At 39.9% G+C, this 14,266-nt stretch carries 16 protein-coding genes and 4 pseudogenes; 12 read left to right on the top strand and 8 right to left on the bottom strand.

Going from position 1 to position 14,266, the window contains the following annotated elements; genetic code table 11:
• Window positions 1-3: 3 nt before the first annotated feature.
• From ACVLR6_RS14740 to ACVLR6_RS14725, 4 genes and pseudogenes are all read left to right on the top strand, one after another.
• The gene (locus ACVLR6_RS14740) at window positions 4-636 is read left to right on the top strand and encodes a condensin complex protein MksE (RefSeq protein WP_004676008.1); all 633 of its coding nucleotides are present in this window, start codon (window positions 4-6) and stop codon (window positions 634-636) included.
• Window positions 633-1,877 carry a hypothetical protein gene (locus ACVLR6_RS14735; RefSeq protein ID WP_005100615.1) on the top strand — a complete coding sequence of 415 codons (1,245 nt, stop codon included), beginning with the start codon at window positions 633-635 and terminating at the stop codon, window positions 1,875-1,877. Before ACVLR6_RS14740 ends, ACVLR6_RS14735 begins: the two co-directional genes overlap by 4 nt.
• Window positions 1,868-2,734: a DUF7281 domain-containing protein gene (locus ACVLR6_RS14730; RefSeq protein ID WP_004676005.1), complete on the top strand. Its 867-nt coding sequence runs from the start codon at window positions 1,868-1,870 to the stop codon at window positions 2,732-2,734. The genes ACVLR6_RS14735 and ACVLR6_RS14730 overlap by 10 nt, the downstream gene beginning before the upstream one ends.
• A gap of 176 nt (window positions 2,735-2,910) precedes the next feature.
• A pseudogene (locus ACVLR6_RS14725) lies at window positions 2,911-3,240 on the top strand (recombinase family protein); the annotation flags it as partial.
• 75 nt (window positions 3,241-3,315) lie between these two features.
• On the opposite strand, the gene ACVLR6_RS14720 reads toward ACVLR6_RS14725, so the two are convergent.
• Both ACVLR6_RS14720 and ACVLR6_RS14715 read right to left on the bottom strand, forming a co-directional pair.
• Window positions 3,316-3,804 (bottom strand): GNAT family N-acetyltransferase, encoded by a 489-nt coding sequence (locus ACVLR6_RS14720; RefSeq protein WP_004733307.1) that lies wholly within the window; start codon window positions 3,802-3,804, stop codon window positions 3,316-3,318.
• On the bottom strand, window positions 3,794-4,060 hold the full coding sequence (locus ACVLR6_RS14715; RefSeq protein ID WP_004733309.1) for a type II toxin-antitoxin system TacA family antitoxin: 267 nt from the start codon (window positions 4,058-4,060) through the stop codon (window positions 3,794-3,796). Before ACVLR6_RS14715 ends, ACVLR6_RS14720 begins: the two co-directional genes overlap by 11 nt.
• A gap of 185 nt (window positions 4,061-4,245) precedes the next feature.
• On the opposite strand from ACVLR6_RS14715, the pseudogene ACVLR6_RS14710 reads away from it, so the two are divergent.
• A pseudogene (locus ACVLR6_RS14710) lies at window positions 4,246-4,509 on the top strand (helix-turn-helix domain-containing protein); the annotation flags it as partial.
• 626 nt (window positions 4,510-5,135) lie between these two features.
• Window positions 5,136-5,636 (top strand): META domain-containing protein, encoded by a 501-nt coding sequence (locus tag ACVLR6_RS14705; protein WP_074163995.1) that lies wholly within the window; start codon window positions 5,136-5,138, stop codon window positions 5,634-5,636.
• Between the two features lie 699 nt (window positions 5,637-6,335).
• Here ACVLR6_RS14705 and ACVLR6_RS14700 read toward each other — a convergent pair.
• From ACVLR6_RS14700 to ACVLR6_RS14690, 3 genes are read right to left on the bottom strand one after another with little or no spacing between them, the layout of a single operon-like run.
• On the bottom strand, window positions 6,336-6,650 hold the full coding sequence (locus ACVLR6_RS14700; RefSeq protein ID WP_104505826.1) for a hypothetical protein: 315 nt from the start codon (window positions 6,648-6,650) through the stop codon (window positions 6,336-6,338).
• Window positions 6,651-6,688: 38 nt separating this feature from the next.
• Window positions 6,689-7,003, bottom strand: a complete 315-nt coding sequence (locus ACVLR6_RS14695; RefSeq protein ID WP_104505827.1) for a helix-turn-helix domain-containing protein — start codon at window positions 7,001-7,003, stop codon at window positions 6,689-6,691.
• Window positions 6,984-7,307: a type II toxin-antitoxin system RelE/ParE family toxin gene (locus ACVLR6_RS14690; protein WP_104505828.1), complete on the bottom strand. Its 324-nt coding sequence runs from the start codon at window positions 7,305-7,307 to the stop codon at window positions 6,984-6,986. The genes ACVLR6_RS14695 and ACVLR6_RS14690 overlap by 20 nt, the downstream gene beginning before the upstream one ends.
• Before the next feature lie 88 nt (window positions 7,308-7,395).
• Here ACVLR6_RS14690 and ACVLR6_RS14685 point away from each other — a divergent pair.
• Window positions 7,396-7,491 (top strand): annotated as a pseudogene (locus ACVLR6_RS14685) (transposase domain-containing protein); the annotation flags it as partial.
• A gap of 84 nt (window positions 7,492-7,575) precedes the next feature.
• Here the strand turns inward: ACVLR6_RS14685 and ACVLR6_RS14680 are convergent.
• From ACVLR6_RS14680 to ACVLR6_RS14670, 3 genes are all read right to left on the bottom strand, one after another.
• The gene (locus tag ACVLR6_RS14680) at window positions 7,576-8,901 is read right to left on the bottom strand and encodes an ISNCY family transposase (protein ID WP_206863062.1); all 1,326 of its coding nucleotides are present in this window, start codon (window positions 8,899-8,901) and stop codon (window positions 7,576-7,578) included.
• A 371-nt stretch (window positions 8,902-9,272) separates the two neighbouring features.
• The gene (locus tag ACVLR6_RS14675) at window positions 9,273-9,773 is read right to left on the bottom strand and encodes an META domain-containing protein (protein ID WP_074163995.1); all 501 of its coding nucleotides are present in this window, start codon (window positions 9,771-9,773) and stop codon (window positions 9,273-9,275) included.
• Between the two features lie 2 nt (window positions 9,774-9,775).
• A complete protein-coding gene (locus ACVLR6_RS14670; protein WP_228289535.1) occupies window positions 9,776-10,720 on the bottom strand; it encodes a S1 family peptidase in 945 nt (314 codons plus the stop codon).
• Here ACVLR6_RS14670 and ACVLR6_RS14665 point away from each other — a divergent pair.
• The 5 genes and pseudogenes from ACVLR6_RS14665 to sul3 all read left to right on the top strand — a co-directional run bounded on the left by ACVLR6_RS14665 (window position 10,697) and on the right by sul3 (window position 14,265).
• Entirely contained in the window at window positions 10,697-11,401 is a 705-nt protein-coding gene (locus tag ACVLR6_RS14665) for an IS6-like element IS26 family transposase (protein WP_001067855.1), read from the top strand. The genes ACVLR6_RS14670 and ACVLR6_RS14665 overlap by 24 nt on opposite strands.
• A gap of 54 nt (window positions 11,402-11,455) precedes the next feature.
• Window positions 11,456-11,713, top strand: a pseudogene (locus ACVLR6_RS14660) (hypothetical protein); the annotation flags it as partial.
• Between the two features lie 145 nt (window positions 11,714-11,858).
• Window positions 11,859-12,722 (top strand): SDR family oxidoreductase, encoded by an 864-nt coding sequence (locus ACVLR6_RS14655; protein ID WP_000612791.1) that lies wholly within the window; start codon window positions 11,859-11,861, stop codon window positions 12,720-12,722.
• 37 nt (window positions 12,723-12,759) lie between these two features.
• Window positions 12,760-13,005 (top strand): GrpB family protein, encoded by a 246-nt coding sequence (locus ACVLR6_RS14650; protein WP_001354008.1) that lies wholly within the window; start codon window positions 12,760-12,762, stop codon window positions 13,003-13,005.
• Window positions 13,006-13,473: 468 nt separating this feature from the next.
• The gene (gene sul3, locus ACVLR6_RS14645; RefSeq protein WP_000034420.1) at window positions 13,474-14,265 is read left to right on the top strand and encodes a sulfonamide-resistant dihydropteroate synthase Sul3; all 792 of its coding nucleotides are present in this window, start codon (window positions 13,474-13,476) and stop codon (window positions 14,263-14,265) included.
• The last annotated feature ends 1 nt before the right edge of the window (window position 14,266 follow it).

Raw genomic sequence — 14,266 nt, 5'->3', positions numbered from 1 at the left:
TAAATGGCTGATAAACGATTAACAAAAGTAGCGACCAAATTATTAGAAGGTTATCTAATTGACCAGTGGAGTGATTTTGAGAACTTTGAGTTTTTGAATGATGTCGAATTTTTAGATCAACTAAACAACCATATTAGTTTTCTAGGCAAAAAGTGTATTCAGACACCGTGCGGTGGTGGGTATTTCCTGATTTACCTTGATATTGAAAGTGACCCTGAGATCAAAAAGGTCATCACCAAACAGTTTGAGGAAAACGTCAGCAAAATGGAGCCACTTGTGGACTGGCTGCGACTGTTCAGAAAGGCAGGGGGGCGCAATGAACCTCTGATTGGAGGCGACAGAATTACGTCTGGTGAAATCCTGGTTGAAGTGGAGAAGTCCAAGCATGTCCAAAAAGGGCTAAAAGAACTCTCTGCAAAGTTGGGTAAGACCGCAAGCACAGTGAAAGACCAGATCAACGGTGTTATTCAGTTTTTGGTACAGCGCGAATATTTAGTGCCGGTTGGGGTTGTGGGTACTGAGTTTTTGGCAACTTCACGTTGGTCGATTTTCTACGATGAAGCTGAGTACCTTGCCGAACACAATGCGATTGATATCACTCAAACAGATGATGTGGAGCAGGGCGAGTTACTATGATCGACTTCGTGAATCCGGCTGAACGTGGGGCGAAGGTTTTCTCTGCAAACATTGATGCTATTGCCGAAGCAATCATGTTTACCAGTTCGTCTATTCAGGTCAATGAATCAAACAAATCCTTGATTGATAATTTGCTGTCTTGCGATCTTGGGTATCTGGATGCAGAAAAAAACACGCTGCATCTAAGAAACTTCGTCATTGAGTTTGTGAATTTCTATAAAAACAGAAAGAAACGCAACATTTCCGCACCCGACATTAGCGGTCTGATTGATCGTATCAAAACGGTGAGTACCGACTATGCCTTGTCAAAAGTCGAGGACCCGGAAAGTGCCGAAGTATTAAAGGTTGAAGCAAGTGACCTGATTATTGAGCTTTCAAACAATATCAGCGAGAACATGACCAATTTTGCCGATCAGTGCTTTGAGTATCTGTCGCTGTTCAACAACTACGACATGAAAATGCGTAAGGCTGAACAAAGCTTAAAGACTGCCAAAATGCTAATTACGGCACTGGAAATCCTTTCACCAAATACGATGGATGAATTGGCGGTAGGTGATGCAGACTTGCAGAGAGTGATCTCCAAACGTCTCAAGCCAAGCGTGTTTGAAGCCATTGAAGAAATGAACCACAGCCATCACCGACTGGACAAGCAACTCTTTGAATGGAAAAAGGACATAAAAACCCAGGAGCGAATCAATCTGATTGATGCGCTGCACCGTCATTTTGCCAACAACCGGACGCTGAATGCCGATATTGATTTCAACAAGGCACCTGATAGCTTCCGTCGTGTACCACTTATCAAGCTGAAAGCTCGTGCCGATATCTACCTTGAGGATTTTGAGAACACTTTATCTGCGGTAGCTCAGACAGCCAATCAGAAGCGTGTTAAAAAAGATGGTCCAGTTGTTGAAAAAAAACGCCCACCGGTAGAGAAGGCAACGCATACGATAGTGAAGGCAGTCTCACCTCTGGATAAAGCTGCATTTTTCTTCTTTGACGCTTTTGGCAGTCCGGCAATCAATGAAATATCAGCAAAGAACGCCTACATACGCCTAGAGCCTGGATGCAAATTTGAATACTGGATTAGTCGCCTCCTGTATGAGTTTGAACTCAACCACTCAAACCATCTTGAGTTGCAGTTAGTGGGTGAAACGGATGCTAAATATAATGGCAACTACTACATTTCAGATATCGTGTTTCGTCGCAAAGACAGCAACGGAAAGGTGATGCAATGCGCTTAGGGCAAAGAGAACTCTCAATCATTCAGACGGTTTTACAGCTTAAAACCAGAGTGGTGAAGCTTAACAAGACATGGACAATGCTGAACAAAGACATGCAGATCGGTAGCATCATCAAACGTGAGCTGCATCTAAGTGAATCAGATCTTGATGTGCTTCGGGTTCTGTACGGAAAGCATGTAAAAACGGAGCCAGAGGTAACGTATGACTCCAATGCAGACCGAATATCGCTTGCTGATCATCGTATAGATGAAAAGTCTGGCAATGCCAGCGTTTTCGGTGAGCAGCTTTGGTTTGCTGCGATCAATGCACAACTACCGTTAAAGTCCGGTGAGATGCACATTGCACATCCTGGCGTGACAACAGCCGTGTCCTTAGAGCATCTTGCAGTAGAAAAAATCAGGAAGCTGATCATTATTGAGAATGGCACTATGCTTGTACGGATTTCGGACTGGTATCAGCAAGTTCCACTCGAATGGCAAGACAGCCTATTCCTTTACAGGGGGCATGGTAAGAACTGCCGGTCAGTCAATCAGTTGCTTGAAGTTCTGCCAGAAGAATGTCCGGTAGCGGTGTATACCGATTTCGACCTGTATGGGTTGAATATCGCCAATAATTTCAACCTGATCAGACCAGTCTCTGTGATGGTTCCCCAATGTTGGCAAAGCATTAAAGAACAACACCCTGATAACAACTTCTATAAGTATGTAGACCAGTCAGAGTACATTTCGGATTTGTCGGAAACCGAAGGCATGTCGGAGCCGATGAAAGCGATCTTGAAGCATGTGAACTTCAATAAAGTTGCAGTTATGCAAGAGAACGTGAACCGGCTTGGTCCATTGGTGTGTATAGCAATTTAAGGGCACCGTTGCAAAAGTTCAAGGTGTTACTTTAGACTATACCCTAAAGTTACACTGTGAAAGCTGTAAAATACATGTCTCATTTAAATGAAATTCATACATACGTTACATGTAACTTTTAAGATTAAGATTCATTAGTTACAATAAGCAGAAATAGTCATCTAGTAGATAACAATATGAAAGGTCATAAAGTTGGATATGTCAGAGTCAGCTCTATTGACCAAAATATTGGACGCCAACTTGAGGGAATTGAAGTAGACCGATTATTTGTCGATAAAGCTTCAGGAAAAAATACAGCCCGTCCTAAATTTCAGGAAATGCTCAGCTATGTCCGTGAAGGTGACATGATTGTTGTGCACTCTATGGATCGCTTCGCTAGGAGTCTTAAAGATTTAGTGACTGAGGTTGATCAGCTTGTAAAAAGGGGAGTGGCTATTCAGTTTGTGAAAGAGAATATTACATTTACGGCTCAGGCCACCCCGATGGATAATTTGATGTTGCAACTTGCAGATTATTGGATAAATCAGCCACTAATTCCTGTAAGCAGTTTACCAGTCACTCCTATTGCTAGTAGACCACTTTCAATTGAAACTAGGTATTTCACTCACTGGGTATATTAATGTTAATGGATTTGATGTTAATGAAATAAAGCCGAAACGCTGATAAAACTCCATCGCTTTTTTATCTTTAGCATGTATTACAACAAAATTAACACCAATAATTTGAGCAACTGTTGAAACTTGTTTAAGAGCATGGGCTAAAAGCACTTTCCCAATTCCTCGCCCCTGAACGGTTTGATCAACGGCAAAGCGACCTACAACTACACAAGGGAGCGGATAACGAGGTAATCGTTTAGTAAGCACAGTATCAACTACATCAAATCCTATGGATGTGCTGGATAAACAATAAAACCCTCTCACTTGTAGATCATCATCAATAGCAACATACGTTTTACTTGTTCCTGATTTCTGATGTTGGGATGCATACTGTTTTATGAATTTATTTAAATCATCTTGCCCGCAATTAAATGATTTTTTCTGATGATGGGCTTGTAAAACCTCAATTTTCATCTAATAAACTCATTAATTTTTTCATCTCATCATTTGCAGGGCGTGGGTTCTCAAGTATGTTCATTAACATATCTCGATCAGCATTATTTACTTTTAACTCATAATTAGATTTAAGTAATTCTTTTGCTCTTTCAAATGAGGATTGAAGCATAAAGGAACTTACACTGAGTCCCAATAAATTCGCAGCTTGTTCAATTACATTTTTTGCATCTACTGTTGAACGAATATTAATTCGTTCCGTTGCTAAGTTAGTCATATCCCACCCAACAAGTACATCAATTTGATGTACAAATTATAGCAGATTAAGATTGTGCTTCAAGATTCAAATTTGGATATTTTGTTTTGAATTATTTGAATAGAAAATCAATGGCCTACTACTATCCAAAATGAGTGGCAGGATTTGAATAAGAATAACTGGTAGGTTTACATAAGAATACTCAGCAACTTATGGGGGCTTTTGCCCAATTTGAACGAGAGATTATTTTAGAGCGCCAAAAAGAAGGGATTAAGATTGCAGCGGCTCAAGGTAAATATAAAGGTCGAGTCCATAAGTTAAATCAAGAGCAGGCTGAAGCTTTACGACACGCCTGGAAAGAAGGGAAATATCCATCGAAAGTCGATTTAGCTAAAGCTTTTGGTATTAGCAGACAGGCTGTCTATCGCTATTTGAAAAATGAAAATGTCATCGATAGACTTTATATTTGAAGCAACAGAAGACCTAAAGGGCTTTACTGGTATCCATTGATTGTTCAGCAACATTAAATAAAACCGTGGAACATTGATCAAAGAATAGGCGTGGAACGTGAACAATCATAAAAAAAGCCCATTCGAGGGTGAGTGGGCTATAAAACTGAAATCAACACATTGAATTATAACACAATTTAAAAAGTATTGCGTATAAGGTGTATTATGTTAATTTTAGAATCTCTTAGAAATGATTCACTTAATCTATAACCATTCTTTAATAATTAATACATTTATCCTAGAAAGATGAGTGCCCTAAAAGTGTAAAAAAATAGTCACAAAAATTTCAAAATAGCTCGATATTATTTAAATAAAATTTATACTAATACTTGATGTTGTATAAGCAAATATAGCTAATTACTTAAGTTAGCAGTACAAAACTTTATAAAATGGTGTTTTACAGAAATATTTACATTCTATAGCCTTTAGAATTTAGCTATAGCACCACAAAGTAGATGTATTTTTTGAAAATTTAATTAGATCAAGGAAAAATCATGAGAATAAATAAAATTAAAGATCATCAAAAGCGATTATTCTACTGATGAACTCTATAAAGAGGGTTACTCATTATTATACGGACAATAACGATGACTAGAATATTTATACTGATGTTCGTCGTTGGACTTTTGAGCGCTTGTCATAAGCCTTCATCAGCCGATCAGTCCAAGATACAAGAATTACAAGTGATGTCCTTTAGTGAGCAGACCTTGGCGCAATTTTCTTGGGAATTAATCGAGGCAACAAATGCTAATAGTGAACGTATAGATTCATTATTTCTGGCTTCAAAACCTGACCAACCTATCACGCTAAAATTTGCAGAAAAGATGCTGTATATTGGGAATTTGTTTTGTAATATAAATTCGATTGGTATTCATTTTAAGGGCAATCATTTATATGCTGAACAACCAATTGTTGCCACAATGATGGGCTGTCCTGATGATATCAACTTACGTGAAAGTACGATGATAGATATTCTGGTGAATGCTCCCACATTATATCTTCAATCTCGTAAGGGGCAGGCACAACTGCTTATAGAAACACAAAAAAAAGAGAAATTGATTTTTAAAGGTGTTCAAGTCAACAAGTAGTCTAAATTCTTGCAGTACACTGATGAAAATCATAAGGTAAAGTTAGATATGAGGAAGCCCAATCATTTAGTTGGGCTTCTTTGTTTAAATATAATTTTAAGAGCCGGTAACTTATTTTCTGTAAGTTCCCTTTTACTATTTTTCTTTTGAGTATTTTATTAATCTAATTCTTTTACGCACTCAATAAGTATTACCACTATACCAACTCTTAGAAAGAGCTTTGAATTCCCTATTTAACATAATGGTGGTTATACGCAATACACTTGTATATTAATATAAATATCAATCACTTGAAAATTTAGCCATGACTAAGAAAAAGCAAAAAATCGGCTTTTGTAATAAGTTGGTGAGTTTTTAAGCAGATCTGTAATATTTTGCCAGTAAATTTGATTAAAAAACGATCAATTTGGCAATCAGTGCCCATTTCATCGGCTTTCAGGATCCGAAACTATCCCCAATGGCTGTGGATAAAATTTAGGCTATTTTGTACGCCCTGGCGCACAACAATCTCGGCTCTTTGCGGCTACCAGGAACAGTGGAATTTTCCTATGATGAACTCATCAGGAACAGGAAGTTCCAAACAACAAGAATAAGAAAGATCGCACCAGGAGCGTGAGGTAAGACAGGAGTCATACCTAGCAACCCAATATGAGAAACCCCGGCAGGATGCTGGGGTTTTTTATTGTCTGCATTTAAGGTCTAATCAGTCTTAGCCAATTCATTTTGGTTGATAAGTTTAATCAGCGCATTTTGAACAAACTCATCAAGTTCAATCCCTTTTTCTTTTATGATGGTTTCTATCTTTGCTAGCGTTTCACTTTCTAATTCGAACTCGATTTCTGCTGATGTTTCCATGAGTAAATCATAGTTATTTTCGACTATCTTTTTAAAGGTTTCTTCTAGATCTTTTGTTGATGGAATATTGAAAGATAAGCGTAATGAGCTATTGATAATTTCAATATGGGTATACCCTAAATATTCAGTACTTTTTCCCACAAATCCTAAGTGCTTCATAAAAAACCTTAAATAAATATAGTAGAGAGCTGTCTAAATTAAGCCAGACTCTCTTTTACAAATTTTGGATCAACAATAAATAATCGAATAAGGGATGTTGCTGCTCCTGATGGTCTTCTCGCACCTTGTTCCCATGATTCAAGAGTACGTCTTGATACGCCAAGAATCTTAGCAAACTGATCTTGTGTTAGTTGAGCCTTTCTACGAGCTAACGCTACATCTGTCTCAGTGATTACGGTTCTTTTCGCTGCATTACTAGTAAGCATATCGTCGATGCCTTGTAATATTTCAGCTTCAATATCCCTAGTTGCTTCAAAAGCCTCAAGTTCTTTTTCAGTCATTAAACGAGTCATTTAGTTTCTCCACTAATGCTTGAAGAGTCTTCTTACTAAGCTGTACAGTTTGCTTTTTACTGTACAAGGTTAATAACCAAATCTCTCCATTTGCTAAACGATTAAAGTAGATGACTCTGACACCACCACTTTTACCTCTACCACCGCTAGTCCATCTAATCTTACGAATACCACCTGCATTAGGCTCTACATCTCCTGCTTCAGGATTTAATGCTAAGAATGTTTTGAATTCCTCATATTCTTCCTGAGTCCAATAAACAAGACAGTATTTAGTAAATAATGGAGTCTCACATATTGTATACATTGATTGCATTCATACTACCTTGTAGTAGTTTATTTTATACTACTTTGTGGTATTTTTAAATGATAATTCTTAGTTCTCAGGATTAAATGCCTATTTAAGTGATGTGCTGAAAAGGTTGCCGACACATAAAGTGACTCAGATTGAAGAATTGCTACCACACCGCTGGAAACCTGAACCGAATTAAAAAATAGGCATGGGGTTCAGCGGACGCTTACGTTCTGTTATTCCTAAGTAGAAATGTCCTACCTAATAACCAAATAGAAATGTCCTATACAGACACTTCCAAGTCAAGCACAGGATTCAGATTTCGTTCTTTGATTACTGTTTTCTGTGCACGTCTGCTCGGCATCTTTTGAGAACGATTGCGTTTGTTTTGCTGTTCTAATTCTTCGTGCTGTTGTTGAATATGATTGAGAACAGCACCTAAACGTTTATTCTCAACAACCTCTCGCTGGTTGAGCTGACTTAATTTATCGAAGATGCTGTAATTGATTTTTCTTCCTTGATGTTCAATGGCTACCGTGCCATCCGGGTATTCCAGAAACTCAAGATACTTGCCGATCAACCTTTTATTTTCTTCGGTATTTTCCAGTAAATATACGCATTTATCATAAGTAATCGTCAGGCTGTTCGTGACTCTGCGGGGTTCACGCCAGGTAAAAACATCATCTAATTCTTCGGCTGTTTCAGCGACAGTCCGGTGTAGATCCTTGGGATTAAAGGCCATATTGGCAAATTTACGATTAAATTGCTCGATAAAGCAGGGCAGCCAGGCATTCGCTTGCTCAATCGAACAGATGCCTTCCAGGCGCATTTCTTTAATCAGACGGTCCTGAAGCGTTCTATTCGCCCGTTCTACACGGCCTTTGGCTTGTGGTGAATTGGCGAAGATGATATCGATATTGAGGGTACTGAGTACGCGTCCAAACTGGGTAATCTTGGTGTCTTTCTTGCTGCTTTGATTCACCCTGAAGACTGAATGTTTATCACTGTAAAACGCCAACGGCTTACCATGCTGCTCAACATACAAACGTGTTGAAATCATATAGTCAAATGCTGATTCCGACTCACAGAAACGTAAATGCTGTAATTTTCCTGTGGCATCATCGATAAATACCAGCAGACAGCACTTAGCAGCGCGTCCTTCAAACCAGTCATGGTGTGAGCCATCGATTTGAATCAGTTCACCATAACAATCTCGGTTATAACGAGGCTGATACGGGCGTTTCAGGCGCTTGGCGCGAGGAATCCACAGATCGGCTGCAATCATCCAGGAACGCAGTGTTTCCACTGAAATATCGAATCCATGAACAGTGGTGAGCTTTTCATGCGCTAAAGTGGGTCTGAAACCATGCAGTTGATCCGAAACAATATTGAGGCACTTGAGTCTGAGCTCTTCAGGAAGCCTGGAATTGCTGATTTGGCCACGTGCAGCATGTGCTAATGCAGCTGGGCCTTGAGCTTTGTATTTTTGCAATAAACGTCTGATCTGACGTTCTGAAATATGAAGTAGCTGAGCAGCTTGGGACTGGGTTATGCGTTGATCACAGATTTCTTGCAAGACCGACAATCGTTTAAGTTCTTTATCCGACATAGACACCAACATATCAAACCGTCCGCTAAGAAAATTGCAAAAGTGCATATTCTAAAAGCGGACATTTTTACTTTGGAGAAACCGGACATTTCTATTTTGGAGTTACACGTTCAATTCGTATAACCACCATTATGTTAAATAGGGAATTCAAAGCTCTTTCTAAGAGTTGGTATAGTGGTAATACTTATTGAGTGCGTAAAAGAATTAGATTAATAAAATACTCAAAAGAAAAATAGTAAAAGGGAACTTACAGAAAATAAGTTACCGGCTCTTAAAATTATATTTAAACAAAGAAGCCCAACTAAATGATTGGGCTTCCTCATATCTAACTTTACCTTATGATTTTCATCAGTGTACTGCAAGAATTTAGACTACTTGTTGACTTGAACACCTTTAAAAATCAATTTCTCTTTTTTTTGTGTTTCTATAAGCAGTTGTGCCTGCCCCTTACGAGATTGAAGATATAATGTGGGAGCATTCACCAGAATATCTATCATCGTACTTTCACGTAAGTTGATATCATCAGGACAGCCCATCATTGTGGCAACAATTGGTTGTTCAGCATATAAATGATTGCCCTTAAAATGAATACCAATCGAATTTATATTACAAAACAAATTCCCAATATACAGCATCTTTTCTGCAAATTTTAGCGTGATAGGTTGGTCAGGTTTTGAAGCCAGAAATAATGAATCTATACGTTCACTATTAGCATTTGTTGCCTCGATTAATTCCCAAGAAAATTGCGCCAAGGTCTGCTCACTAAAGGACATCACTTGTAATTCTTGTATCTTGGACTGATCGGCTGATGAAGGCTTATGACAAGCGCTCAAAAGTCCAACGACGAACATCAGTATAAATATTCTAGTCATCGTTATTGTCCGTATAATAATGAGTAACCCTCTTTATAGAGTTCATCAGTAGACATATAGGTCATATATCCATTAGGTTTGGCGGCACCTCCGCAATACCCCTGACCTTTCATGGAAGAACTCCATGTGCCTTGATAAGTTGCAGTAGATAATAACCCTGCCGCCACACTTCCAATAAAGATTGGACCACCACTATCGCCACCCCAACAATCCAACGTTGGACCTGAAACTTTTACCCATGTTGCATTACACACACCTGCCCCTGATGGTCCACATTTATTGTCAGTACCAAATGCTTTAAATGCGGTCGACTGAACCGTACCACAACTATAACCAGTTTTCATTCCATAATGACAGACATACGTACCAACAGGTGTGTTACCTTGTGTACGTCGACCAGTTAGAGTTTTGACCACATTGTCACTGGCGAAAAATTCTGGGTTCAAGGTATGTGTAGATGATACTAAACTCATGGTTTGGAAATCCTGACTACCATTCCAGAAGTCTCCCACAAAGGTTAGTGCAATATTATCATTGCCAGTTGTCTTGCGGTCATCTACAGTAATTTTGTAATTCTTACAGTGAGCCGCTGTGGTCGCAAATTTTGTACCCGCAGCGTTTTTCACATTAAAACCTGTTGTACAATTATAAAAAGTGGTTGAAGTTGTACTATCCGCCATCAGCATGGTTTCTGCTGCCCTTACTGCGGCACTATGTCTTAATGGAATATTAGTGGTCGTTACTTTAAGTGGGACATTGGTTAATGTTCTAGGTTTTTCACTGCTCAGTAATTTCAAACCCTGTGTTTGGTTGGTTGCAGTATGCTTTGGATCATAAAGCTCTAAATCAATGCTATTTTCGGCACTGTTGCAAATAGTCGGTGGTGATAAACTTATCATCCCCTTTTGCTGATGGAGCTGCACATGAACCCATTCAAAGGCCGGCATTTTCAGCGTGACATCATTCTGTGGGCCGTACGCTGGTACTGCAAATACGGCATCAGTTACCGTGAGCTGCAGGAGATGCTGGCTGAACGCGGAGTGAATGTCGATCACTCCACGATTTACCGCTGGGTTCAGCGTTATGCGCCTGAAATGGAAAAACGGCTGCGCTGGTACTGGCGTAACCCTTCCGATCTTTGCCCGTGGCACATGGATGAAACCTACGTGAAGGTCAATGGCCGCTGGGCGTATCTGTACCGGGCCGTCGACAGCCGGGGCCGCACTGTCGATTTTTATCTCTCCTCCCGTCGTAACAGCAAAGCTGCATACCGGTTTCTGGGTAAAATCCTCAACAACGTGAAGAAGTGGCAGATCCCGCGATTCATCAACACGGATAAAGCGCCCGCCTATGGTCGCGCGCTTGCTCTGCTCAAACGCGAAGGCCGGTGCCCGTCTGACGTTGAACACCGACAGATTAAGTACCGGAACAACGTGATTGAATGCGATCATGGCAAACTGAAACGGATAATCGGCGCCACGCTGGGATTTAAATCCATGAAGACGGCTTACGCCACCATCAAAGGTATTGAGGTGATGCGTGCACTACGCAAAGGCCAGGCCTCAGCATTTTATTATGGTGATCCCCTGGGCGAAATGCGCCTGGTAAGCAGAGTTTTTGAAATGTAAGGCCTTTGAATAAGACAAAAGGCTGCCTCATCGCTAACTTTGCAACAGTGCCCATTTATGAATGTTCCTGTTATGGCTTATGTTCAAGAAAGCATTGCCCCTGAAATGATGGGCAAGGTGTTTTCCCTTTTGATGACCGCCATGACTCTTTCTATGCCGATAGGCTTACTTGTTGCAGGTCCGGTTGTTGAGGTTATAGGTGTTAATACATGGTTTTTCTGGTCTGGTGTTGCGTTGATAGTAAACGCTGTTCTCTGCCGCATTCTGACACGACGCTATGACAAAGTAACAATGAAACCGCAAGTGGACTGAAAAAAGGACCGGGTTGATGATAATTTGTAGTGGTGAGCTTCTGGGAGTACAAAACAAAGTGCTCAAAATTGTCGGGCTCATGGCGTTTAACGGTATTAATTTCGCTTATAATAATCTTTCTATAATAGCCTAAAGGAGAATATCTATGATACCTAATAGCGAAAATAAAAGAGTATGGTTTATTACCGGAGCAAGCAAGGGGCTTGGCTATGCTTTTACATGCGCCGCCTTGAAAGCCGGGGATAAAGTTGTTGCAGTTGCAAGGACTATCGATAATTTGGCGAAGCTAGAAGAAACATATCAAGAGAGCTTACTGCCATTAAACCTCGATGTTACAGATAGGGAGGCTGTTTTTTCTACGGTTGAAACAGCAGTTAAACATTTCGGTAGGCTTGATATTGTTGTTAATAATGCGGGTATCATGACTATGGGTATGATTGAAGAACTAAACGAATCCGATGCTCGGAAACTAATGGACACAAACTTTTTTGGAGCTCTTTGGGTTTGTCAGGCAGTGATGCCCTATTTGAGGTCGCAGCGTTCTGGACATATCATACAGATTACAAGCATTGGCGCTATTATCTCGGGTCCGATGTCTGGTATTTACAGTGCAAGTAAATTTGCGCTGGAAGGAATGAGTGAAGCCTTAGCAAAAGAAGCGGAACATTTCGGAGTGAAACTCACTATGGTGGAACCAGGAGGATATTGGACAGATTTATACACTTCGATGAGTTACAGCAATCCATTAGATTCATACGGTACACTGCGCGATGAGCTGGCGAAACAGTATTCCGAAGATTCGGTCGATAGTGATCCTTCCTTGGCAGCGGAAGCCCTTATGAAATTAGTAGCCAGCAATAATCCGCCTTTGAGGCTTATCCTTGGCAGCATGGTATACGATTTGGCGATGGATACCTTAAAAGCACGGATGGCTACCTGGGAAGAATGGGAAGCTGTTAGCCGTGCATCAGAAAAGGCTATTCCTGCACCGGAGAGATATGGAGTATAATACCAAACATGGTTTTTGAGGCAAGGACGAAACTATCATGAAAATTGAAATTATGGAATATAACCCGGATTGGACAAAGAATTTTGAAGAAGAGAAAATAAAATTGCTCCATTTTTTCGGTTCTCATGCCGTAGCCATTGAACATATCGGAAGCACGGCGATACCCAATCAACGGGCGAAACCGGTTATAGATATATTTATTGGCGTTTCGCCTTTTGCTGAACTACCTTTTATCAGCGCATTTTTAATGCAAAGGAGTATCACCACACTCCGACAGATATGACAGGCAGATATTTGTTTGCAAAATATACAAATGAAGTTTGGACCCATAATCTTCTTGCTTTGGTGTAGGTATAATACCCAAAAACGAAGTTTATGCGGAACAGGATAACACCTCGAAATCGGAGTTTATATGGCTTCGTGGGGGAGTTATGTGTTTGAGCTTTGTCGCATTAACGCGAATCAGGGGTTGACGGCAGAAATAGACTGGAATTACACTTCTTGGAGTCGGCGTTGCCGGAAAATTCTGATTGGATTAGTTGTTCGGGGTGCGAAAACAGTCGTAGTTCGGGGAAAAAACCGAATTTTGACCCAAAACCGCGAAAAACTCGAAATGACAGTTCCTATCAGTTTTCATAATGAATTAAAACAAAAAAATTAGGCTGCAAAGATAGGGAAAATGTGTCAATTTGCGTAAGTGATAATTAGTCAATTAAGATAAATGCTACTTTTGTAATCAAAGCAAAATGATATGAGCAAGATTTTTGGAATCGTAAATATAACCACCGATAGTTTTTCCGATGGAGGACTTTATTTAGATACAGATAAGGCAATTGAGCATGCTCTGCATTTGGTTGAAGATGGAGCAGATGTGATTGATTTGGGAGCCGCTTCCAGTAATCCTGATACAACTGAAGTGGGCGTTGTGGAAGAAATCAAAAGACTCAAACCTGTCATTAAGGCTTTAAAAGAAAAAGGCATTTCTATTTCTGTTGATACATTTAAACCTGAGGTTCAGAGTTTTTGCATAGAACAAAAGGTTGATTTTATTAATGATATTCAAGGTTTTCCTTATCCTGAGATTTATTCAGGCTTGGCAAAGTCAGATTGCAAACTTGTGTTGATGCACTCCGTTCAGCGAATTGGTGCAGCTACTAAAGTTGAAACGAATCCGGAAGAGGTTTTTACTTCCATGATGGAATTTTTTAAAGAAAGAATTGCTGCTTTAGTTGAGGCTGGTGTAAAGCGTGAACGAATTATTCTTGATCCGGGTATGGGCTTCTTTTTAGGCTCTAATCCAGAAACATCTATTCTTGTTTTGAAGCGTTTCCCTGAAATTCAAGAAGCTTTTAATTTGCAAGTAATGATTGCAGTGTCACGGAAATCATTCTTAGGTAAAATAACTGGAACCGATGTGAAATCTCGTTTAGCACCAACTCTTGCAGCAGAAATGTATGCATACAAAAAAGGTGCAGATTATCTCCGCACCCATGATGTTAAGTCTTTATCAGATGCCTTGAAAATATCCAAAGCCCTAGGTTAGT

The sequence above is a fragment of the Acinetobacter sp. T63 genome (assembly GCF_053852345.1).
The sequence above is the reverse complement of the archived record's forward strand: the minus strand, read 5'-3'. Positions and strand labels throughout refer to the sequence as shown.

Bases quoted from the DNA above. Each gene is read 5' to 3' on its own strand.
- ACVLR6_RS14735 (WP_005100615.1), top strand. From the start codon at position 633: ATGATCGACTTCGTGAATCCGGCTGAACGTGGGGCGAAGGTTTTCTCT.
- ACVLR6_RS14700 (WP_104505826.1), bottom strand. From the start codon at position 6,650: ATGAAGCACTTAGGATTTGTGGGAAAAAGTACTGAATATTTAGGGTAT.
- sul3 (WP_000034420.1), top strand. From the start codon at position 13,474: ATGAGCAAGATTTTTGGAATCGTAAATATAACCACCGATAGTTTTTCC.
- ACVLR6_RS14690 (WP_104505828.1), bottom strand. From the start codon at position 7,307: ATGTATACAATATGTGAGACTCCATTATTTACTAAATACTGTCTTGTT.
- ACVLR6_RS14695 (WP_104505827.1), bottom strand. From the start codon at position 7,003: ATGACTCGTTTAATGACTGAAAAAGAACTTGAGGCTTTTGAAGCAACT.
- ACVLR6_RS14740 (WP_004676008.1), top strand. From the start codon at position 4: ATGGCTGATAAACGATTAACAAAAGTAGCGACCAAATTATTAGAAGGT.
- ACVLR6_RS14730 (WP_004676005.1), top strand. From the start codon at position 1,868: ATGCGCTTAGGGCAAAGAGAACTCTCAATCATTCAGACGGTTTTACAG.
- ACVLR6_RS14715 (WP_004733309.1), bottom strand. From the start codon at position 4,060: ATGACTAACTTAGCAACGGAACGAATTAATATTCGTTCAACAGTAGAT.
- ACVLR6_RS14675 (WP_074163995.1), bottom strand. From the start codon at position 9,773: ATGACTAGAATATTTATACTGATGTTCGTCGTTGGACTTTTGAGCGCT.
- ACVLR6_RS14665 (WP_001067855.1), top strand. From the start codon at position 10,697: ATGAACCCATTCAAAGGCCGGCATTTTCAGCGTGACATCATTCTGTGG.
- ACVLR6_RS14650 (WP_001354008.1), top strand. From the start codon at position 12,760: ATGAAAATTGAAATTATGGAATATAACCCGGATTGGACAAAGAATTTT.
- ACVLR6_RS14670 (WP_228289535.1), bottom strand. From the start codon at position 10,720: ATGCCGGCCTTTGAATGGGTTCATGTGCAGCTCCATCAGCAAAAGGGG.
- ACVLR6_RS14680 (WP_206863062.1), bottom strand. From the start codon at position 8,901: ATGTCGGATAAAGAACTTAAACGATTGTCGGTCTTGCAAGAAATCTGT.
- ACVLR6_RS14720 (WP_004733307.1), bottom strand. From the start codon at position 3,804: ATGAAAATTGAGGTTTTACAAGCCCATCATCAGAAAAAATCATTTAAT.
- ACVLR6_RS14705 (WP_074163995.1), top strand. From the start codon at position 5,136: ATGACTAGAATATTTATACTGATGTTCGTCGTTGGACTTTTGAGCGCT.
- ACVLR6_RS14655 (WP_000612791.1), top strand. From the start codon at position 11,859: ATGATACCTAATAGCGAAAATAAAAGAGTATGGTTTATTACCGGAGCA.